The following is a 22,313-nucleotide window of genomic DNA, read 5'->3' on the forward strand; positions in this document are numbered from 1 at the left end:
CCGCAGCGAGAACGCTGCGGCTTTGGACCGCGTATGGATTTAGCTGATGGTGCCGTTAATCAGCCCATCGAGGCCTTTTTTGGAGTATTCCAGCGTGGTGTCCCAGCCAATAACGGCTGCGGCCACGCCGCTGGCTACGCCGCCCAGGATGCCGCCGGCGACCATACCGACGCCCTGGCCAATCGAGCCGACGCCCAGCAGGCCGCCGCCGTCGCCACCGTGCTTACCGCCGATGACGGCGCCCGCCATACTGCCCACGGAGGCGCCCAGAGCGATGGATGAAACGGCTTCCGCGGCATTGGAGACGGCGCTGCCAATCAGCCCCGACAGTCCATTGCTCATATCCCAGGAATAAGCGCCTGACACTTCATTCATTTCGATAACAGACAGTTCTTTCATTGGTTAATCTCCATATTTAAACGGACAAACACTGCCATACATGCGTGTTGTCATTGCATTGGCATCGGCCTGCAGCGCCTGATGCCACCAATAATGTCGCGCGAACAGACGACATTATATTTTTAATAGGGGTCTCTTTAATTCTGCGTAATGGTGAATGTCATCACCGCGTCGGCCTGTCCGGGGCTAATGGCTCCCGTTTGCTTATAGCGCGCCATCAAGGGGATCCTGATCTCTTTTTCAGCCGCGGTGTGGTAATTGATCGGTCTGGAAAACGTTAATGGATTACGGTTCTCATCCAACACTTCCACGGCGACGCCCTTCGCCGCATCGGCGCCGTCGGCGATATCAATCATTCCCACGCCTGGCGAATTTCCGGCCGCCTCGAACGTGACCTGAACCGGAATATTGTCCTCCTGACATTGCAGAACCACGGAAAAATTGCGTTCGGAAGACGCCGCCGTGCTGCCGACGCCGTTAAACTCGCTGCGTTTAGGGCTGCCCAGATTTACCGTTTGATTTTTATAGTTCAAATCAACCAGGCAACTTTTCTGAATGACCTTCATGCCGGAAATACTGATATCCAAAATGGAGGTCGAATCCAGATAATATCTGGCGATAATTTTCCCGCCCATATCGCCGCCGGTTTTGATCGGGCCGGTTTTAATAAACGTCAGCCGAACATCGTTTCGATTGATCCACGGCGTCAGCAAGTTGGGCGAAATCGCCGTGTTGACGGGCACGTTCTTATTGCTCTGCCATAAGTCTGAAATCGTCACCCCCACGCCCTCGATGCCCGTTTCAAATACGCCGGGCAGCGCGCTCGGCGTCAGCGGCGACATGGAGCGATAGGCGACCGAACCGGAACAAAGAAAAGAAAACGTCGTGCCGTTAATGCTGTTCTCGGTTCGAACAGCCAACTGCTCGCCGACTTCAATGCGCGGATCCACGGCCAGCGTCAGCAACCCCATACGGGCGGTTTTCGCGTTGGTGGTACAGGTGCCGGCATAAACCGCCGTCGTGAGCGTCGCCAGCCACACCAGGGCGCCGTAACCGAATATCCTGAGAAAAACGTTCATTTTCACTCTCACTTAAAAGTCATGATGGAAATAGAGCGAGATCTATTGGCAAACGCCGTTTAGGGTTTGGAGACCCGCTGACGGCGGCTCCGCCGGCAACTGGTAACGGATGCGGCATTGGTTCTCGCCATTCCGGCCCCACTGCGCGATGAGCAGACCCTTTTCCGCCATGCCGGTCAGATAAACCACGCCGTCGCCGCCGACCAGGAACGGCTGAGTCGCCCCCTCGGCAAGACGCAGGCTGGCGCCCAGCGGCAGAGGTGCCCCCTGCGAGTCCGTCACCTTCATCAAAATCCGTCTGCCGACGTTGGCTTTGAAATTCGCCCGGCTCACCGCGCCGCGAGTCGGCGTGACCGACTGGTTCGTCAACTCGAGATCGACATCATCCGGCAAGCTGTCGACATCGAGGCGAATCGAATTGTTGCGATAAGGCGTGGCGTAAGGAACGATCGCGTAGCCGCGCCAGTCGGTTTTCACCCCGACCTGATTGCCGACCGCCACATCGCTCGCGCCGGCCGCCTGTACCAGGGCGACGGTTTCGCCGAACGGTTGACCGAAGGTCACACCGTCTTCATGGGCGATCACCCCGCCCTTCACCCCGTAGTTGACGCGCTGTTGACTGCGATCGTAGGCATAGCCCGCCGTGAGTTCGCCGTACGTCGCGCGCCAGTCGGCGTTGGCGTTGCCGCTGTTGCCCTGGCCCTGGCTGCCATACCCTTCCTGTACGCTCCAGCTGAGGTTGCCGCCGGCCAGCGCCGTGCCGTTGAGGCCCGCCGTATGGCTGGTATTGCCTTTTTTGCTGGTGTTGAGGTTGTAGGTGGCGTAGGTGTTGCTCAGCCATTTCTCTAATGGCACGCTGATGTTGAAAGCGAAGATCTGATCGCGATCGTAAATGCGCCCGCGGTTCGAATCGCCGTAAATAGCCTGTGAATTCCGGCTGTAGCTGTAGTTAAAACCGTAGCTGATGCCATTCCAGCTATTGTTGTAACCCGCGCTCAGCGACTGCATATTGCGCTCGGAGCCCCAATAGTCTTCGGAGACCGCGCTGAGTGAAAGCGACCCCGCCCCTTCCCATAAATTCTGGTTCAGCGTGATTTCGCCGCGATTTTTGCGGCGGTCTATCGGGGCGTAACGGTTGCCGCTGCGATAGGTGTCCAGCACTTCCTGCAGCCCATAGTAGCCGCTGGTCGAATAGCGGTAGCCGGCGATGGCGAAGTTCGTCCCCGTCTCGACGATATTTTTGCTGTACCGCACGCGCCATGACTGACCATCGCTTTTCGGTTGATGCTCCTGCTTTGCCCACGCCTGGGTGACGTCGGCCGACAGAGCGCCGAACTCGCCCAGGTTCTTGCCCAGACCCAATGCCAGCGATTGATACGGCCCGGCGAATTGGCCGCCGCCATACAGGGTGAAACCGGCGGGCAAGCCATAAATCAGGCTGGCCTGCGAGAAGATCTTTTTATCCACGCTGTGATCGTAAGTGCGGTATTGCCCCGAGGTCAGCGCATATTTCAGCCGCCCTTCGCGTTGCAGCACCGGCAGGCTGGCGAAGGGAACGGTCAGGTGCTGTTCGCTGCCGTCCGCCTCCTTGATAGTCACCTCCAAATCGCCGCTGCCGCCGGTCGGGTACATGTCCGAAATTTCAAACGCGCCCGGCGCAACGTAACTCTGGTAGATGACATAGCCGTTTTGGCGAATGACCACTTGCGCATTGCTGCGCGCGATGCCGCGCACCACCGGCGCATAACCGCGCAGGCTTTCCGGCAACATGTCGTCATCGGAAGCCAGCTGCGCGCCGCGAAACGATACGCTGTCAAACACATCGGACGGGCTGCTGCTTTCGCCGAGCGTCAGCAAGCTTTTCAGGCGGATGATATTGCGCTGGGCGTAGGTATAGACGGAGTCCCAACGATCCTCCGACGCTCGCCCGCCGCCGGCGCTGTTGTAGCTCCAGGTGGTGTAGTTCCGCACTCGCCAGGCGCCCAGGTTGAAGCCCGGCCGCAGGTTAAGGTAATAACTGCTTGCGCTCTGGGTGAATCGATCGCGCCCCTTGCTGTTGCTGCCGGTGAAGCCATAGTTCAGCAGCATCGCCGGCAGGCCTTCATCCCATTGTTCCGGCGGAACGTATCCGCGCACCTTATTTTCCAACGCCGCCTGGGGGATACTCAGCATCAGGCGTTGGCGGTTAAATTGAAATTGCGCCGAGGCCTGCGGGATCGCGGCCAAATTCGCGCAGCGATCGGCACCGGCCAAACCGGGAAACAGCTCAACTTTCACCCCAAGCCGTTTCAGATCTTCCCGCGTCAGACAAGGCTGCAGATCGGCCTTCTCGTCGCTGCCGGCCCGCAGAGCGAACGACACCTCGCGCGTTTCCAGCAGCATGTCGTTCACCCAAATATCGACCCGATACGTGCCGGGAACCTGCTGGCCATTTTCAAAAATCGACAGATCGACGTGCTGCTGACCTGAGCGCCCGGTTTCCAGCAACGCCGGATTAAAATAGTCACGAGAGAAGGCGGGATTAGCCATGTTGCCGCATACCGCCGTTGTTGCCGTGAATAAGGCTATGCGTTTCAGCCAAGCATCCCGCTTCGCTAATATACGCTTTTGAGTTATCATTCATTAGCTCCATTATTGAAATGTTTTATCCCTCTGTCTGCCTTCCCTTACAGATTAAATACCTGACTGATGTTCTTTCCCTGTGCCGCCATAATCATTAATTAATTTCCAGCTTACCGACGTTGCGCCCGCCACGGGCAATGCAAACATTTCGCTGCTCATCGGCGCGATATACGCCACCTCTTTCATTTCCCGCCCCCCGATGCGAACATAATGAAAGTTCATATAATAAGGCGTTGGGTTGGTGAGTTTTAATTCTGAACCGACACGCTGCCATTTCAGCTGCTGCGTCACTTCTTCGGGCACCTGGCGGAGCAGCGGCGCCGGCCGATAAATCAATTTAATGCGGGTCTTGACCGCTATTTGCAGCGTATTCGATTTACCCGCCTGGGTTGTTGAAGGAATGGATTTAATATTCATCCAATACAAGCTTTCTTTATCTTTCGGTAAGCCATCGCCCACTTTCACGATGCGCAGCATATTTTCCTGGTTGCCGTCCAGCCGAAATAAAGGCGGCGTAACGATAAACGCGATTTTATCCACCCCGCTTTGTTGATTCTCCAGCCAGGACTGAATCAAATACGGTTCTTTATCCGGATTCTCCACGCTGATTGACGCTTCTTTTTTTTCGCCGTTGAATATCACCCGCGTCCCGCCAATCACCACGCCGGCGTGAACCGTAGACGCAAACAATAAAATAATGAAAGCCGCTAAGGCGCCGTAGCGATTAAAACGCATAATATTATCTCCGAGGCAATACAGCCCGCTGTGAACCAGCGGGCAAGAAAATATTATCAGTTATAATTCAGCGTAAAGGTGGCGACGCTATTAGCTTTACCGGCGGTAACATCTGCCTGCGTGGAAATATAGCGGGCGGTAAAATCGAGGTTATTTTTCACGCCGCTGCCGGAAGCCAACGGATAAGCCGTCGACGCCGTGTAAAGCGGCAGAACACTGTTAGAAATATCAGACAGTTGGATACCGACGCCGGTAGCGACATCCGTTTCCTGGGTCAGCTGCAATACGTTGCTGTCGCCGTTATCGGCCGCGCCGTCGAACTTAACGGTGGCGCTTTTTACCGTATCCGGACAATCGGTGACTTCCAGCGTGAATTTTGTCGCGCTGGACGTTGATCCCTTGCCACCCGCAAATGCCGTTCGGGCCACATCACCCAAAACAACATTTAATGGATTACTCAAGTCATTCGTGACCTTGCACGCAGCATCGACAATATTCCCGGTAAAATTAACCTGACCATCTGCTGCCAGAGCAGGTAAAGCGCTTGAACACGCTGCCGCGACAAATGCCAACATAATCACTTTTTTTTCCATCATGGGTACTTCTCCTTTTGATTAGACAGACTTCAAAATATCCCCGCCACGGAGAACCCGGACAGGGAGAATAGGAGCTCCGCTCCTTTCACAGTTAATTATGCTTAGCTTTCCCCCTTTAGCAATACATAAAATCAATGTAAAGATGAGAAAAGATAATTACCCCAAATAGAATTAGCATCATTCTTAATTTTATTTTGAAAAAACCGCCAAATCGGCGTTTCTTGATTCAATCATCTGGCCGCCAGGGAATTTATTCTCGCGCTATTCGAAGGCGCTTTCGCCAGATCCTCCTCATTTCCCCCTCAGCCGGAAAATCGGGCGACATCGCCGTAAAATGAAAGCCGGGCGATAAAACTCGCCCTGAAATAAATGACAGTTATATTACGAAAGGCATCACGACGCGGCGGCAGCGAGAGGAGCAGAGGAATAGGAAAAGCATGGCGATAACGGTTTATCGAACAGGAGGGAGAATAAAACATTCGCCGTTCGTGAAACCGGCGCGGTCATGTGACAACGAGAAAATGGCGTTACGCAGAAATATTCTGTCTGACGCCGTTCACTATTTCGAAAACAAGGCAACAATGCGCTCTGTCGCGCAGAATAACGCATTGCCGCCTTATTGTTTTTCGGCGCCGCTAATTAATCGTCATGGCGATAATCTTCCCCCAGCCCTCTGCCGGGTAGGGTTTCACACGCCAGGCCATCGCCCGCGGGAACGGCGGACGGATAGTTATCGTCAGGCGTGATAAAGACCGGCGTGGTCGCGATAAACCCATCGTTGAACACCGCCTCGATAAAGGTGGCCTCCCAGCCTTGCGCCGGGGCGGCCAGACGAAACTCGCCGCGATCGGCCTCCGCTGCGGCCAACGGCTCCGGGGTAAAGCGTACGCCGCACGAATAACGAAAATCTCGGGCCGTGCGGTTGTGCGCGCTCCAACGCCGCACGGTGGCCGGCGGTTCGGAAAAACGCAGCGTGCGCACCGCAGCATCCGCGGCGCTGCCTTGCACCTCGATCGTCGGCAACGCGATATCGCGCTGGCGGCGCTTGATCATCGCCAGTATGGCGCGTTCGGCGGCCGGCCGGCTTGCCGCGCGATCCCCGTCGGCAATCACGCGCAGCGAAGCCTCTCCCGGTGAGGCGCTGAAATAGAATCGCGTGCTGTCCGGCGGATAACGTTCGTCGCCGCTGGCGATGATGACATATTTCGCCGCCGCTGGCCGCTCTCCCGCCGTCGGCGGCGGATAAGCGGTGGGATCCGCTATTTGCATCAGTTTGTCGAACGCCGGCGTCTCTATGCGCCGATCGATGCCGAGTTGGTAATAAGGATGAAACGCCAACGGCCAACGGCCGCCATACGTACGATAGGTATGCTTCAAGACCTGCCGCGCCGCGACCCCATCCGGGAACATGGCGACGACGGCATCGATGCGCTCATCCGACAATGACGCCAGCCACGCCGCGGTTGCGCCGCTCGCCGCGCCCGCCACGATGAATTGATCTATCCCCCATCGGCTCAATTCGCGCTGCGCCAGCGTCATGGTTTGCGACAAGGCCGCCGTCATGGGGATCGCCAGCGGCATCATCAAGTATTCATCCGCATCGTCCAGGAACAATCGCCAGCCTCGGGCCTGGCTGTCCTCCCCCGCACGACGCCGCCCCTCATTTTGATATTCCAGGTACGGATAAGGCAGCCGGTTGACGACAATCACGATGGTGTGACTTTCCGCCGCCAAGGCCGCCGGCGTAGCGACGGAAAATGCCGCATTTTGCTTGCCTGGCCCGCTCGCCCCGGCGGCGGCGCAAGCGCAGTCATCGCTCATCAGCACCAACGCTTTACGGGCAAGCGCCCCGTTGGGGATATAAATATCCACATCGTGCCACCATTGCGTCGGCCGGATGGCGTCTTGCGGCGACCAGGATTGCGACATCAACCGATAATGGCGTATCGACACGTCATGGCCGTTATCCACGCCCTTTAACGAATATGACAGAGGCAATATGGCCAACTGATTGTTATAACAAGGAATAACGGTGTGCAAGGCGGGATGTTCGTCCGCAAAGCAGCGATCTTCCTCTGCCGCCATGGCCTGCCGCCCGCCGATTAAGGCCAGGCAAATCAGCGCGATGTATCCGATGCGTTTCAGCATTTTTTCCTCCCCCCTTTGTCCGTGGCAAATCCCTTTTACGCCGCCTGGCGGCAGGAAACCTTCCGCGCGCCTAGAGCACCTGATGACAGCGTATCGGATAGCCAAAGCTGTCCTTTTCGAACGCCACGTCTCTGTCGTTCTCGCCCAGCAATAGGCTGTAAACGCCGTTTTCCTCATAACGGCTCATGGCGATATACAGCACGACCTCCCGATGGTCAGCGATCGTAAACTGTCTGCGCCTGGCGTTGATTTCCAAGGTAAACGCCACCACAGGATTGTTGTTCAGAAATACCGAGGTCTGCTGCATGGAGACGATCCTGCCCTGCGCTTTCTCGGTCACCTGAAAGGGCGTGGCGTCATTGGGGGCGCGTATATCCACCTTCTTTTGGATATAAATAAAGTTAAACACCGCCAACGCCACCGCCACGAACAGATTGATGACCATGATCAAGATGATTTTATTCGCCATGAACTCTCCCTTTGCCGTTCTTCCGGCTCCCGACATGAGCGAGGTAAAAGTGCCCTTGCGGGCACTTTTCATTAAGGGCCGGGCTTATGACGATTTACGGCCAAACAGCTGCGAGAAGGCGCTAATCCCGGCATCGATGACGGCGCCAATACCCTCACCGAGTTTGGCGCCGGCGCCCGCCGCATCCGCGTGGATCCCGAATAGACCGGTACCGGCATCTACGATGGCGCCAATGCCATTGCCCAGGATTTTGCCGGCATCGGAAGCGATGCCTGCGCCGGAAACCGCCATGACTTCTGCTTCAGTCAGTTCTTTCATACTGTCTCCTTTGTATTTATCGACATGTTTAGTAATGAAAAAATGAAACCCTCACTGTTTGTTCACCTCCTTGTTAACTGCCCACGAAAGACCCTGTTGCCAATGCGTTCACCCGCGCGGCGGTGACAATGTCAGAACAGGCCGAACTCACGGCAGAGATAATCGGCGACGCCATTGCGGCTGTTGGGCAGCGCAATCGGGTTAAACGGCAGCGCGCGCTTCAATTCGCCCATGGCATTGCCCATCACCACCCCCGTTCCGGCCCAGCGCAGCATGTCCAAATCGTTCATCGCATCGCCGAAAGAGAGGCAATCGCGCATCGCTATCTGTTTGGCGCTCAGATAGTCGGCCACGCTTCTGGCCTTGGAAATATGCTTATCCATGATGTCTATCGTTTCCGCAGAGGACTTACAGATGGACAGCGTTTTTCCGAAAGCCTGACTGACCTCGTCGTAAAACCGCTCGATCAGCGCCGCTTCACCCTGCAGCAGCACTTTCAGGATCGGTTGCCGTTTCATCGCCTCCGGCTCGACATAGCGGCAAGCGACGCCCGAGGTTTTGATATAGTCGGCAAAATGCGGATTCTCTTCGGCCATCATCCATCCTTCCTGGGTGAACAACGTCACGTGGAGCGGACAGGCGAAGAGGTAATCCATCAACATCATTTGGCTGTCGCGAGGCAGGAAATAGCGTTTATCCGCCACCGGCCGCCCCTCGATATTGACCATCGCGCCATTGCAGGAGACGATCGCCGGCGAGAACCCCAAGCCATCCACAATCCCGCGCGCATCCGCATCGCAACGGCCTGTCGCGATGACGATTTCCAGCCCGCGGGCATGCAGGATATTGAGCGTTTCCACCGTCAGATCAGACAGATTCCCGGCAGGATCCAGCAAGGTTCCGTCAAGATCGCTCACGATCGCCCGGTATTTTATTTTGCCGTCGATAGCAAGCCACATATCACGCCTCCTCCGCCAGGATAATCCCGTCTTCGGCGCGGATTTCGCTGTCGGGCGGAAGGTGGGCGATCGCGAGCGCAATGGCCTGAAAACGGCGTCCTACCGCAACGATGCTCTCCTGAGCTATCTCGTGAGAATCATAAAACAGTGAAATGGCGAGCCGTTCCGCTTCGGGGAACAAGCACAGCACCGTCTGGTGGTTGCTGCCGCTGACGATATCCGTCACCCGGAACGTAAACGGCAAGCGCGGATCCTTCTGCGGTTGCGGCATGTTTTCAAACACAAACAGGCTGCCGAACGGCGAAGTGGGCACCCATTGTTCGTCGTAGCGGTTCAGTTCGGAAAAGGCGTACTTCTGCCTCAGCGTCTGGGAATCCGCGATATCGGCCAGCAACGCATAAATGGGCCGGCGGCGAATCGCCTGCAGGCGCAGCACCGGGCTGGCGACACACAGGCCAAACAGCGTCTGCACCTGCTCAATATCCGCCGGGCGCTCGCTCATGGTCGTACCGATCGCGATATCGTCACAGGCCAGCGCTTCGGCCAGCGCCAGCATCCAGGCCAGCTGCGTCAGTTGATTGACCGTGATCCCCTGGCGCCGGCAAAACGCGGTGAGGCTTGCCACCTGTTCCGCGGTGAATTCCGCGCCATATTGCCGCATGCGTCGCCCCTGCGGCGCGGCATCCGGCGCAGCGCTCAACGGCAAACGTTGGTTGACCGGCGCTCCGCGCAAATAGTCCGTCCAGAACGCCTGCGCTTCGGGATCGTCGCCGTGCGCGCGCACATAAGCGGCGAACGGCTCAAATCGGTTAATTTCCAGCGCCGGCGCGCCCCCTTCCAGCAAGGTGAGGTAGTCGTTGAACCAGTGTTCGAACAGAACGCCGAGGGACCAACCGTCGAACAAGATATGGTTAAAGGTCTGCACCAAATAGTGCTCATCGGCGTTCAACTTGATCAGGCGCCAGCGGATCAACGGCGGCGCATCCAGCTCAAACGAGGTTTCTCGTTCCCGGGCCAACAGCGCCTCCATCCTTTCTTCCAGCGAGGACGGCGGCGCATCGGTCCAATCCTCGATCGCGATCGGCGCCTGCAGCGTCTCGCAGATGAAGACGTTGGGCCGCCCACGGCGGGTTTGATCGCCAAACCCGGCGCGCAGCATTTCAAAGCGCTGCAGCGCCAGCGACCAGGCCTGGTTCAACACCTCCGGCTGCAGCGGGCCGGCCACCTCATAAACGGCCTGATCGATCTGATACTCGTGGTTAAGCCGGTTGAAATACATCAGTTCCCGCTGCGTGACCGTAGCCTCGAAAACGGCGGCGATGCGATGACGTTGCTGCCAGTGGTCCAACTCGGCGAGGCTGACGTCGGCATGGGGGAAGTCCCCCGGGCTGGCGAGGCGAACGCCCTGGCTCGCCTCGTGGCAACAGTGTTCGACCAGCGCCGACACGCTCGCCCTATAGTGCGAACCGAGCCGGGCCAGCGTCGCCTGCGGCAATAAGCCCGACATCACGATGCTCAGCCGGTCGCCGTGCACGTAGAGCACCAGATCCAGCACATTGTCGCTCGCCGGCAGCGCGCCGTTTTCCAGATCCGCCGTTTGGTCGATCAAGGCCCACAGGGCGTCGTCAGTCTGTTCGTTAAAGACGCCGAGATAGTTGAATGAAATGGCCGGCAAGCGGTGGCGCCGCAGACAGGCTATCGCTTCGTCGTCCGACGCTGAACCGTATTTCAGCGCCGAATAGCCGATGCCGTGATCCGGCATCTTTCTTAATGTGTCCTTGATGGCGCGCAGCGTGTGTTTTGGGCTCTGATGCGCGGTGAGGCGCAAAGGCAGTAAGGCGGTGAACCAGCCGACAGTGTCGTCGAGCTGGATCTTATCGTCATTGATATCGCGGCCATGGTGTTCGAGCGTCAGGTAACTGTCCGCACGGCCATGCCAGGCCTGCAGCACCGGCGCCAGCGCCGCCAGCAACACCTCGCGGGTCGAGGTACGGTAGGCCTGATGACAGGTGTCCATCAACAGCGTCGTCAACGCCGCGTCGCACTCTAAGCGGCAAAACGCCGGACTCTGCGCCCCCTCGCTGAGCGTGGCGTAATCGGGTTGCCCGGCGATCATCGCCAACCAGTAAGCGCATTGGTCATGCCGGCTCGCCGCGTAGTGCCTTAACGTCTCGCCCCACTGCCGGTAGCTGGTGCCTTTCGCCGACAGCGATTCGCCCTGATGCAACCGTCGCATGTCTCTGACGATGATGCGCCAGGACACCACGTCGATGATCAGATGATGGAATGCGCAGAACATCAACGCGTAGCCGGGCGCGCTGCTGTCGAAAATGTAGACGAAGCGGCACAGCGGCCCTTCTACCGGATCAAACCCCGATTGCCATTGATGCAGAAGTTCGGCGCGGCTTTGGCGACAAAGCGCCAGGTCATAGTATCCCCATGAAGGGCCGCCGTCGGCCACCGACAGATAGCGCTGCGCGACCAGCGCGCCGGCATCGTCGGCGCTAAACCGCGCGCGCAGCATGTCATGGCGCGACGCCAGCCCGTTCACCAGATCGGCCACGCGCTCGGCGGACATCGGCGGCACCCGCACCAAAAAAGTCTGGTTGAAGAAGGCGCGATGTTGCGGCGGCTGCTCGTTGTACCAGCGCTGAATCGGCAACAATTCGAATTCGCCCTGCAGCTCGCCCTGTTCATTGAGCGGCGCAATCGCGTCCCGTTGCTGCAAGATGCGCTTGGCCAGTGCCCGCGCATTCCGGGTTTCGAACACCGCACGCGAGTTGCTGTGATAGCCCGACTTGCTCAATTCGCTGGTGAACACGATGCTTTGGATCGAATCGCCGCCCAGACGAAAGAAGTCGTCATCCACCCCAACCCGTTCAACGCCGAGGATCTCCGCCCACAGGGCGCAAATCAACGCCTCCAGCGCATTCTGCGGCGCGGCATATCGCTCGCTTTGCGCGAATTGCGGAGCGGGCAGCGCCGTGCGATCCAGCTTGCCGTTCACCGTCAGCGGTATCTCGTCGAGCGCAACATAGCTGGACGGCACCATGTAATCCGGCAGGATCCGCTCCAGCCGGGCGCGCAAATCGGCAGGATCCAGCGGCTCGCCCCGCGCCATCAGCACATACGCGGCAAGGCGCTTGCTATCGCGATGGACGACATCCACCACGACGCATTTCTCGACGCCCTCCAGCGCATTGATCGTATTTTCTATTTCGCTGAGTTCAATTCTGAAACCGCGGATTTTTACCTGGCAATCGTTTCTGCCGAGATACTCCAGATTGCCGTCGCGCAACTCTCGCACCCGATCGCCGCTTTTATACAAGCGTCGCCCGTTCAGCGTAATGAAACGCTCTTGCGTCTGCTGCGGCTGGTTGAGATAGCCGCGCGCCAGCGCGTCTCCGCCGATATACAGCTCGCCGGCCAGCCCTGGCGGCAACGGCTGCAGCCAGCGATCCAGCACATGAAGTTCGCGCCCCGGTATGGCTCGCCCAATCGGGATGCTGCTGCGGGTTTCGTCCGCCGCGATGGCGTACATCGTGGTGAACGTGGTGCATTCCGTCGGGCCATAGCCATTGATGACCTGCTGCGGGCGGTTGGCTTGCCGCACCAGGCGCTGCATAAGCGTGGCGGTCAGCGCCTCCCCGCCCACCAGCAGACAGCGCAGCCCGGCGAACAGGTCGGGGTGACTGAGGTAAAGATGATCGAACAGGCTGCGCGTCGCCCACAGAATCGATACCTGCTGCCGACGCAGCAAGGCCTCCAGCTGCGGCACATCGCCGGCGATATCCTCCGTGTCGCGCACGACGACCAATTTGGCGCCGTTGAGCAATGCGCCCCACACCTCGAACGTCGCCGCATCGAACGCCGGGCTCGAGAGGAAGAGCAACACGTCATCGGGCGTGACAGCGATGCCGGATGCGGTCGCCAACCCGCACATCGCGTGTTGCTCGAGCATCACGCCTTTCGGGATCCCCGTCGATCCCGAGGTATAGATCACCGCGCCGAGCCGGTCGGCGCCGGTGATGGCCGGCAGATTCTGCCGCTCGTGCGGCAGGCGGTTCAGATCGCCCAGCGTGAGGACGGACACGGCGTGCGGCATCATCGCCGCCAGCGCCTCGGCGGCCGACTGCAGGCTTTCCCCGGCGATGAGCACCGGCGCGCGCGTTTCTTCGAGAATATGCCGAATGCGCGCCTGAGGATAATTGCAGGAGAGCGGCACATAGGCCGCACCGGTTTTGAGCACCGCCAGCAGCGCCACCACCATTTCCAGGCTTTTCTCGCTGTACAGCGCAATCAGCGTGTCCGCCTGAGGGGCGACCCCGGTCAGCGCTTGGTAGCGGAACGTAATTTCGCGCGCCAGGCTATTCGCCATGCCGTTCAGCTCACGGTAGCTGACATGCAGCCCCTCAAACTCCAGCGCAATCTTATCCGGATAACGCAGCGCGATCGCCTCAAACCGGGCGCTGAGGGTTTCTCTCGGCAACGCAGGGACCGCGTCGTCATCTGGCGGCATGTCGGCGGCGGGATAAAAGGCGAGGTGGCGTAAAGGCGCGTCAGGCGCGCGCATCGCCGCTTGCATCAAACGCATGAAATGTTCCGCGCAGTCGCGCATGTCATCTTCGTCAAACATGTCCTGACGAAAACGCAGCCGGAACTGCAAGGCATCGCTGTCGGCCCGATCCTCATATTCCAGGGAAAGCGACGCGCTGGCCATATCGTGGTTGGCTTCAAACAACGGCGAAGTGGCGCAATCGGCCAGCGCCAATGCCGCATCGCGCAGGTTGGTTTGGGCAAAGGAAATCGGCATCGCGCGGATACCCAGCGCCTGCACCACCTGTTGCGTGGGCAGTTGGTTAAACCGTTGGCGCGAGTGCGGCGCCGCGGCGGTAATAAACGCCAGCGCGCGTTGATAAACGGCGGCGAAGCCTTCGCCGTCACGCAGCGCGAGGGGCATCACGCTGGTGTTGACATGCCCGCCAAGCGCAAATCTTTGCCCCTTTTTTATCGACACCGGATAGCTGATATAGACCGTTTCCTGATTGCCGCTGCGCGCCATCAAGATGCCCCACAGCACCAGCAACGCCAGAAAGTCATTCATTCGCCGTATTCCCGCGCTCTGCTTCAGCGCTTTCCATTGCGCTTTGGGCACCTGGAAACGCAGCTCGGCCGCCTCATCGTTTCGCACGGCGCCGCTTTTCTCAAAGGGCACGTCTATCGCGCCCAAATTTGCCGCTTCGGCCCGCCAGTGGGCCAGCGCTCCATCGGCGGCCAGTTGTTCCACCTCGCGCTGCAGCTGCCGGTTGATGGCGGCAATCTCGGCCGCCTCGAGGCGGGTCGATAGCCGCTGTTGACCATAGTACTGGCTCACCAATGAGAAAAACTCGTCGGAAGACGCGCCGTCGATCACCAGATGATGGCCCACCAGCGCCAGGGTATAGCGCCCCGGCCCCTCGGCGAAAAGCGCCCAACGATAAAGCGGCCCGCGGTAAATGTCGAAGGGCTGGCGAATCACTTGGGTCAGCAGCGTGCGGTCCGTGTAATGCTGCAAAGGATGGATTGCGTCATTGCGACGCCAATACAGTTCGCCATTCCGTTCATGAATATGGCTGTTCAGCAGGACATGATCTTGCACCAGCGCATTCAGCGCAGCTTGTAATCTGATGGGATCCAGCGCGCCCTCAATACGCTGCAGCACCAATACGTTGTAATTACAGCCCTCTGGATGGCGGTCATATTCATCGATAAAAACTTTTGAATAGGGTGATACAGGAATCTCTTCCATGACAAACACTCCATTTAGAATACACGTGCCCTGCTTAACGGCGATCCATGCGGCATACCCAAACCTCTTTCGGCATCAGCTCGCTTATCTTTTCTGAGTAATAACCGATCAGCATGTTGATGCGCTTTTCTGCAATGACCTCCGCCGCCTGAGCGCAAATCGACTTGTAAAAACCAATAGGGATCATCACTTTGCAACGGCTATGCAGGTGCCGACAAACGCCGATGGCCCAGGAAAAACACTCCCTGGAAGGATTGGAAATATCCAAAAGTTCGGCACACTCACTGGAACAGCCAATCACAGCGTAGAGATTGCCTTTATTAATATAATGAATTTTATGATACAGAGGATGTTTTTCAATATATTCAAATGCGCGATGATCTTTTTCTCGCCCCAGATTATTGATAAAGCTGGCCTGCCGCGCTTGGTCGCCCTCGGTAAAACGAAAGGCCATAAACTTATCAGGCTTTAAGGTTAATTCGACGAAGGGATAAATTTGCGTATTGGTCGTTAAATACTTTCTAAAAATCTTTTCATAAACCCTGATCTTCCTGTCATCGGAAAAGCAGATATCCGCCGCCACATCCGAACGCCTGGCCTGCAGGAAAAAATCTTTCAAGACGGTGGAAGATTTGACCTGACGGTGGATCCCAAGATCGCCAAGCATATTGACATCAAAAGACAACTCATTGATTTTAAAGGGATAAAAGCTGGACACAAACATCCCGAGATAACGTTCTTGATCCTTGTAAAATATGCCCGTTTTTTCCATCGGCGCCCCACAATGCGGATCGAGCAAATGCTTCCAGTGCAGGAAACGCTCCCCGCCCAAATCTCTGCCATAAAGCTCCTGCAATAATTTGAAATGATTATGAGAAACCGCTTCTCTCACAAAGACAGCCATGTTTTATCTCCCTATAAAACCGATTCCATGCCGGGCGGAAATCAATAAAAGATGACCGCTCAGCGCCGCTGATAATACGGCGCCGGACCGTTCGCTTCCTTTCCCTGATTAACAAGAGTCGCTGTGCATTTTTAACCAGCGCAAGAATTCAATATTATTATCGATGTTCAGTTTTCTCATGGCCGAACGTTTATGAATACTCACCGTTTTCGGGCTGATGCCGAGCAACATCGCCGTTTGGTTTTGTGAATAGCCCAGATGGATTAAACGGCACACTTTCCCCTCGCTAAAGGTCAACTGGGTACGACAACGCGGGCAATAGCTTGAAACCAAACTATTTTTCTTGCGATAGCAGAACATGACCTTGTCCACGATCGCCGCCACGCTGTCTTTGCGCGTAATACTTCCGGCTTCCAAATTGCAATGAATTTTAGGGAATGTCTTTTTATGCTCCAATATTGAAAAATAGAGCGGAATAGAAGAAAAGTTGCCCTGCAAAAGCTGGGTATGACAAAAATTTATGGACACCCGCTTGTCCGGCGCCCTGAATATGATGTTGGCACGTTCTTCTCCCGTGATCTTGGCCTTAATGCCATTCGTGAGAAAACCTTCTTGCAAGGCAAGACTCAACCCCAGCTTGAAGAATTGATTTTTATCCACAATAGCGATATTGACGCGCTCCATTAACAAACCTCCCTTTTGACTACGCTTGCTCACTCTCCTTACTGCAATATCATTGCTGTGATTATTTTTTGTTTTAACGTGCTTTTTAATAAAAAAGCGTTATAGGCGAAGCAAAAAAGACCTTGCCTCGCAAAAGTGCATTTTATATATAGGGTTATATAAATCATCTGCCCTGGAGAGCATACAAAAGCAAGACGCGGTAAGCGGCCGCGCTTCGCAAGGGAAATTGTTATCGTAAGATATATTTATAAGGCATCATTGCCATCAGCATCACGGTGCTAAGATTTTTCTCTGATACGTTAATTTTACTCCAAGAGCGCAATATATCCAGATAAATATCGAAAAAACACATAATATAGAACATAACATTGCGCGACATTGATTGTTAAGAGAATCCGTTTATGCATTAGGAATTTACTTATGATAAAGGCAGGATAATGCTTTTTTCGCACGAGGCGGCGGGGTCATCGCAGACCCTATTAAACAGAGTATAACCATATTCATTTTATTGTAAAAAAATTGCATAAAAAAAAGCTACACTTTATGGCAGTAAGTGATTCCCGCCCTTTCATATCGACGGCAACAAAAAAGAAGAAGGCGAACCCATCGGCCGCCCGCGCAAGAAATGCCTGGTAGGAGTAAAGATTTTTCAGGAGTGATGCGCAGCGCAGAAAGATAACGCGGCATCGTTGACGAGCGGGATGATTTATATTTTTTTTATCCTCATCAATTTTTTAGCCTCTAGGCAGGAAACCAACCCGAGGTGATCTTTTTTTAGCTGCTTGTCGCTCCCAAGAGGAAGAATGACTTTGAACGTTTGCAACTTACCGTGATTATTATAGATATCAAAGACTATCACCGGCGGGCCATAACCCAGGATCATGCAGTCTAAAAACCGCAGAACGGCGCAGCCCAAGCGGCTCCTGGCCTCCCGGATGATTTTATCCGCAAGCTCATCATACCGGAAAGGTCTTTCCGGCGTCGTCAATACCTTCATAAGGTCTCCCTTCTGGTATATATCATTCCGATTTAAAATAATAACCTCATAAAACCGCCGCCGTTCAAGGCGAGTAAGATATAAAAACCCAGGCTTCGGCAATATATAATCTAACGATGCAAAATCAATCTAACAAAAAACACAATAGTATAAAAAAACAGCACGAGTTTTATTGAAAAAATGACCTGATTTGCAATAATGAAATTGCCTGAAGTAAAGGGCTAACTGAAAAAGGAGTTTCAATCATGAAAGAACTATCCGCAGTAGAAATTGAACAAGTTAACGGTGCTGGTTTTTTTGGTGACGTAGGCACACTGATTGGCAGTGCGGTAGGTACAGGTATTGATACCATTTCCGCGATTGCCGGTGTTAACCCGGATGCCAAAACCGTTGTCGGCACCATCGGTAAAGGTATTGGTCTGGCCGTCGATGCGCTGATTTCCAGCGGATTGCAGATCATCTCTAAACTGTAATAACAACTCATAATCATCCCTTCCTATTTTTTAATTCGCTTCATTTTAAGCACCTTCGCGGGTGCTTTTTTTTACATCAAAGAATCAAAAAATAGATAAGGTCAGAAAAACCAATATCCAAAAAAACAGGCTGGGTATCACCATGATAAAAAAACCCATGCGTTTATTGGCGTTTTTGAGCATCCAGTCATAGATCATCGCAACACTCCTTGTGAATACCAGGAGGCATTTCCGCCTCCCGGTATTTTATCCATCGAGTTTTTGATTACAGTTTCGGCACTTTGGAAAAGAAGTCCGCCATTTCGTGCGGGAACCCTTTCGCAATCGCCGGACGAAGATCGTCCATGGAAACATTAAAATCTTTCGGCTGCTCGCTCGTTTGCATTTTTTGGTGTGCGTTCACATTCGATTGCAGACCATTAAAAATGCCCTTCATATTGCCGAACATATCATCGCAAGATTTTGTCACATTACTCATGACCGACTTGGCCGCATCCGGCCCCGACATTTGAATATTGCTGACGCCTTGCATAAACGGTTGACTCAGCGACGATTGGGAATTGGTGCCCAAATTGCCGCCGGCCTTCATGGTTTCTAAAATTTTGGCTGGATCTAACATGTTTATCACCTCTTTACGGTTGTGTTTACATCGCTTTCGGGCACGAGAATCCTCGCAACGCCCGTGACCAAAGTGGGAAATCTTTCATCGTCGAGCGCAATTCCAGTTTGAGCACGCCCACCACCGACGACATCGACATCGTCAGCTCTCGCCTGTCGCTGGCGAGCGGCACGGGATTGCTGGCGTCGAACATCCGGAACAAGGCCCAGGGCCCGTCGAAACTGGCGACCTGGATCTGGCCGGTGCCAGTGCGGAAGGTGAGTCGAACATAGCTGCCGCCTTTCGGGCCCGGCCAATCGATACGGGTAGGCTGGCTGAAGCCATGGCTGTAGTTAATCACCTGCCCATCGATATCCAGGGTCGCCTCCGTAATGGTCGGCGTCAGGGACAACGGCCTGATGAACATGGAGAAGGACAGCTTGTCGCCGGCGGTGAAGAAGGTATCGCGGATCAGGCGGGCATTTTCAAACGCGCCCAGCGTGCTGGCATTGACGATCCCCTCTGAACCCGGTTTGGCATTCCATTTCTGCGCGTTGACGTCCACATAAGGGGCCAGGTTCTCATCGAAGAACTGCTGCATCGCGCCGCTTTGGCCAAACATGCGCGAGAAGTCCTCGATGCCGACCTCCGCTCTGGCGTTGCGCGAGAACGGATAACGCCCGCTGATGCTGCTCTTGCACAAGCCGGAGGCCAGCGACGAAGCGCCTTTGCTCAGGTTCTTTTGGCTCTGCTGAATAGTCTGGCTGTCCCCGACCTGCAACAGATCCATCATCACGCTGCGCACCGGTTCCGGCTGGCGCGCCGCATCCAACTGCAGACGCTTCAGCGTGCCTCCGGCGGGCACCACCTGGCCGCCGCGCAGCGAGGTGGACAAGGTGGTCAACTGGCTGTACAGCGCTTCGAAACTGCGGCTCAGCGGATCGTTGCTGGCGTTGGTGGTCTGTAACAGCTGATAGCCCAGACGGCGCAGCAGCTCGAAGCGATCTTCCACCGCGCGTTCCGGCGTGAGACGAAAACGCGCGCGCTCGCCGGAAATCTCGCCGAGGATGTCGCGCCGCTGCTGCTCGATGCGATTGCGCTGGCGATCGAACCAGCTTGCCGCATCGCCCTGGTTGGTGCCGGTCATGCTGGTTTCGCGCGCGGCGAAGCGCACCAGATTAGCCAGCGGGGAAGAAGGGTCGGACAGTTGACGCGCCAGGATCGCCGCATCCTCAAGCCCGTTGACCGGCCGGGCGCGCACGTCGCGCATGAAAGCATCCCATTTGTCGGCATACTCGATGAGGTAAAGCTTCCTCGCCTCGTCGGCCAGCTTCTGCGCCGAGGCCAGCGAGTTCACCGCGTTTTTCCCTTCCGCGCTGTCGCGCAGCACCCAGGACTCTTCTTCGATCATGTCCTTGGCGGCGTCATCGAGCTGCGCCAGGAAAACGTCGCGATAGCTGGCGCGGGTATAGAACCCCGGCACGGCGGTATCGGTGACCGTCGCCTGGCTCTTGCGGCGCAGCATCAAGGAGACGTTCGGCCCGGCGGCGTCGGCTAACGAAATATCGTTGATCGCCGCCGGCAACGGTTTCTCTTCGATGCGGCGCACCACCCGCACCTGCATCGGAATGTTCATCGCTTTCACCCGCGCCAGGCGCAGCAGATCGCCGTTCATCTTCATGACCGGCGCGTCCGGCAAAGAGAACATCTCCCGCAGATGGTAAGCAAAGATGCCTTTGTTCATGTCGGTGTAACCCTGCGGCATAAAGGTTTCCCAGCGCGCCATGAACCAGTCGACCAAGGCTTCGGCGGAGCGGTGCGAAGGTTCGCCCATCATCAGGTACACTTTCAGGGTGCCGTAGACGTCCTTGTTGGACGCCGAGACGTCATTCTTGAGTTCGTCCGCGATATAGTTTTCCACCGCCGGCCAGAAGATCTGCAGCAAATGGCGTTGGTAGGTTTTTTGCGCCGCGCTGTTGATCAGCTTGTGCTCGAAATAGGGATTCGGCACCGGCGACACTTCGCCGCCCAATTGCGCGTTCATGTACCCCAGCTGCTCATAGGCGGAAATGACATCGTCGCTGACGCGGTTAGTCACCGGAATTTCGCGCACGATGCGCTTTGTCTCATCGAAGCGCGCCGCAATGTAGGAGATGTAATCGCTCTCCCACAGGTAACGCATCGCCAGCAGGTTAAACGAGACCGCCAACAGAATGAGCACCAACACATAGCGGCCCAGGGAGCTCATGCGGCTGCCGAGCGGCCTGGCGTGCGAAGACTGCTGCATCACCCCGCGTTCTTGCCGGGCATAATCCAGCTCCGGGTGATAAATGCGCCCGGTCGGGCGAGCTTCATAGATATCCGCCGCTTCCGCGTTGTAGATCGCCCCCTGCGGCGGCAAGGCGATGGTGCTGCCCAGCCACACCTGCTGCAGATGGCAGGCGTAGCCCACCGGCGTTTGCGGGAAGATCTGCTCTAACAGGGAATACAGCGGGTTGCCCAGCGACCCCAGCGATTCAGTGAAGAACAGCAGCTGTTGGCGGTTTTGGCCGTCCGGCGCATCGTGCAACAGTTCGAGCACGTGATGGCTGACGCGCGCCACCATCTCCCGGTAGAGGGTTTCATACTGCTCGAAGGGGGTTTCTCCCTGTTCGGCGCGGTTCAGGCTGAAACCCATGCCTTTTTGCAACAGATCGTCGCCCAGCATGGACAGGAAGGTCTCGCCGCCGACCAGTTGATCGAGGTGGCTGATGGTGAGATAGACCGGCAGCTCGCTGCGGAACCACGAGGCCATCTCCAGCAGGCGCACGCGCAGCGCGTCGGCGACCGACTTTCTCTCCGTCAGCGAGGCGTGCAGCAACCAACGCGCATCCAGACACAGCATGATGCCGTCGATGCCCGGATGGCGGCGATGGCGGCGGATCAGTTTGAACAGAGTGTCGCGCGCCCTGGCGCCCTCTTCCCCCAGGCCGTTCAACTGCAGCCATTCGCCGGAGGTGTCGACATACACCGAATTCTCCGCCAGCCACCAGTTGCAATCCTGGGTCGGCCCGACGTCCACCGTCTGCTGCAGGCCATAGTGCTCGGCCAGCAAGAAGCGTTCGCCGCTTTCGCCGATCAGCGAGGTTTTGCCGCTGCCCGGCGGCCCGACGACCAGAAACCACGGCTTTTCGCTGACATAACGGCGCGTCAGGCGGTATTTGAAGCGCTGCCAAGGGGTGCGCTGCTTCGCCGTGCCGACGTACTGCAAGGTGCGCAAGGCGTCGTAAAAGCGCGAGGTCACGCGGTCTCGCTGGGCGGTCTTGCGTTTGGCCGGGGCCGGCGCTCGCGCGTGGCGGAACACCCAGGATAAGAACGTCGCCACGAACGGCCACAGCGCCCAGCACAGGATCAGCGCGATGATGATGCCCCTGACCCAGACCGACAGCAGCGGCCGATAGGTGCCGATGGCGATCAACGGCCCAATCCACCACACCACCGCACACAGCAGCAAGGCAATCACCAATATGAATGATCTACGTATCATATAATTTCCTTATTATCT

16 protein-coding genes are annotated in these 22,313 nt (G+C 56.4%); 1 reads left to right on the plus strand and 15 read right to left on the minus strand.

Annotation, left to right across the window (positions count from 1 at the left end; translation table 11 throughout):
* Positions 1–39 precede the first annotated feature (39 nt).
* The 13 genes from ACUTQY_RS03170 to ACUTQY_RS03230 form a co-directional block, all read right to left on the minus strand.
* Complete coding sequence (locus tag ACUTQY_RS03170; RefSeq protein WP_004935280.1) at positions 40–399, minus strand: hypothetical protein; 360 nt, start codon at positions 397–399, stop codon at positions 40–42.
* A 137-nt stretch (positions 400–536) separates the two neighbouring features.
* The gene (locus ACUTQY_RS03175; RefSeq protein ID WP_033643645.1) at positions 537–1,478 is read right to left on the minus strand and encodes a fimbrial protein; all 942 of its coding nucleotides are present in this window, start codon (positions 1,476–1,478) and stop codon (positions 537–539) included.
* A gap of 42 nt (positions 1,479–1,520) precedes the next feature.
* Complete coding sequence (locus ACUTQY_RS03180) at positions 1,521–4,097, minus strand: fimbria/pilus outer membrane usher protein (RefSeq protein WP_033643646.1); 2,577 nt, start codon at positions 4,095–4,097, stop codon at positions 1,521–1,523.
* 54 nt (positions 4,098–4,151) lie between these two features.
* Positions 4,152–4,835, minus strand: coding sequence for a fimbrial biogenesis chaperone (locus tag ACUTQY_RS03185; protein ID WP_033643647.1), 684 nt, complete (start codon positions 4,833–4,835; stop codon positions 4,152–4,154).
* A gap of 56 nt (positions 4,836–4,891) precedes the next feature.
* Entirely contained in the window at positions 4,892–5,431 is a 540-nt protein-coding gene (locus ACUTQY_RS03190; protein WP_004935293.1) for a fimbrial protein, read from the minus strand.
* A 639-nt stretch (positions 5,432–6,070) separates the two neighbouring features.
* Complete coding sequence (locus ACUTQY_RS03195; RefSeq protein WP_046687382.1) at positions 6,071–7,579, minus strand: PhoPQ-activated protein PqaA family protein; 1,509 nt, start codon at positions 7,577–7,579, stop codon at positions 6,071–6,073.
* Positions 7,580–7,649: 70 nt separating this feature from the next.
* Positions 7,650–8,048, minus strand: a complete 399-nt coding sequence (locus ACUTQY_RS03200) for a hypothetical protein (RefSeq protein ID WP_046687383.1) — start codon at positions 8,046–8,048, stop codon at positions 7,650–7,652.
* 84 nt (positions 8,049–8,132) lie between these two features.
* Positions 8,133–8,366 carry a hypothetical protein gene (locus ACUTQY_RS03205; protein WP_004935304.1) on the minus strand — a complete coding sequence of 78 codons (234 nt, stop codon included), beginning with the start codon at positions 8,364–8,366 and terminating at the stop codon, positions 8,133–8,135.
* 131 nt (positions 8,367–8,497) lie between these two features.
* On the minus strand, positions 8,498–9,325 hold the full coding sequence (locus ACUTQY_RS03210; protein ID WP_033643650.1) for a Cof-type HAD-IIB family hydrolase: 828 nt from the start codon (positions 9,323–9,325) through the stop codon (positions 8,498–8,500).
* 1 nt (position 9,326) lies between these two features.
* Positions 9,327–15,113, minus strand: a complete 5,787-nt coding sequence (locus ACUTQY_RS03215; protein ID WP_046687384.1) for a non-ribosomal peptide synthetase — start codon at positions 15,111–15,113, stop codon at positions 9,327–9,329.
* Between the two features lie 34 nt (positions 15,114–15,147).
* Positions 15,148–16,017 carry a hypothetical protein gene (locus ACUTQY_RS03220; protein ID WP_046687385.1) on the minus strand — a complete coding sequence of 290 codons (870 nt, stop codon included), beginning with the start codon at positions 16,015–16,017 and terminating at the stop codon, positions 15,148–15,150.
* A 108-nt stretch (positions 16,018–16,125) separates the two neighbouring features.
* Entirely contained in the window at positions 16,126–16,701 is a 576-nt protein-coding gene (locus ACUTQY_RS03225) for a helix-turn-helix transcriptional regulator (RefSeq protein WP_004935315.1), read from the minus strand.
* Positions 16,702–17,407: 706 nt separating this feature from the next.
* The gene (locus tag ACUTQY_RS03230) at positions 17,408–17,698 is read right to left on the minus strand and encodes a hypothetical protein (RefSeq protein ID WP_004935318.1); all 291 of its coding nucleotides are present in this window, start codon (positions 17,696–17,698) and stop codon (positions 17,408–17,410) included.
* A gap of 245 nt (positions 17,699–17,943) precedes the next feature.
* On the opposite strand from ACUTQY_RS03230, the gene ACUTQY_RS03235 reads away from it, so the two are divergent.
* A complete protein-coding gene (locus ACUTQY_RS03235) occupies positions 17,944–18,171 on the plus strand; it encodes a hypothetical protein (protein ID WP_004935320.1) in 228 nt (75 codons plus the stop codon).
* A 265-nt stretch (positions 18,172–18,436) separates the two neighbouring features.
* Here the strand turns inward: ACUTQY_RS03235 and ACUTQY_RS03240 are convergent, their stop codons facing one another.
* Positions 18,437–18,790 (minus strand): DUF6277 family protein, encoded by a 354-nt coding sequence (locus tag ACUTQY_RS03240; RefSeq protein ID WP_033632662.1) that lies wholly within the window; start codon positions 18,788–18,790, stop codon positions 18,437–18,439.
* Between the two features lie 25 nt (positions 18,791–18,815).
* The gene (tssM, locus tag ACUTQY_RS03245; protein ID WP_046687386.1) at positions 18,816–22,295 is read right to left on the minus strand and encodes a type VI secretion system membrane subunit TssM; all 3,480 of its coding nucleotides are present in this window, start codon (positions 22,293–22,295) and stop codon (positions 18,816–18,818) included.
* Positions 22,296–22,313: the final 18 nt, after the last annotated feature.

Source organism: Serratia sp. TSA_130.1 (assembly GCF_052691795.1).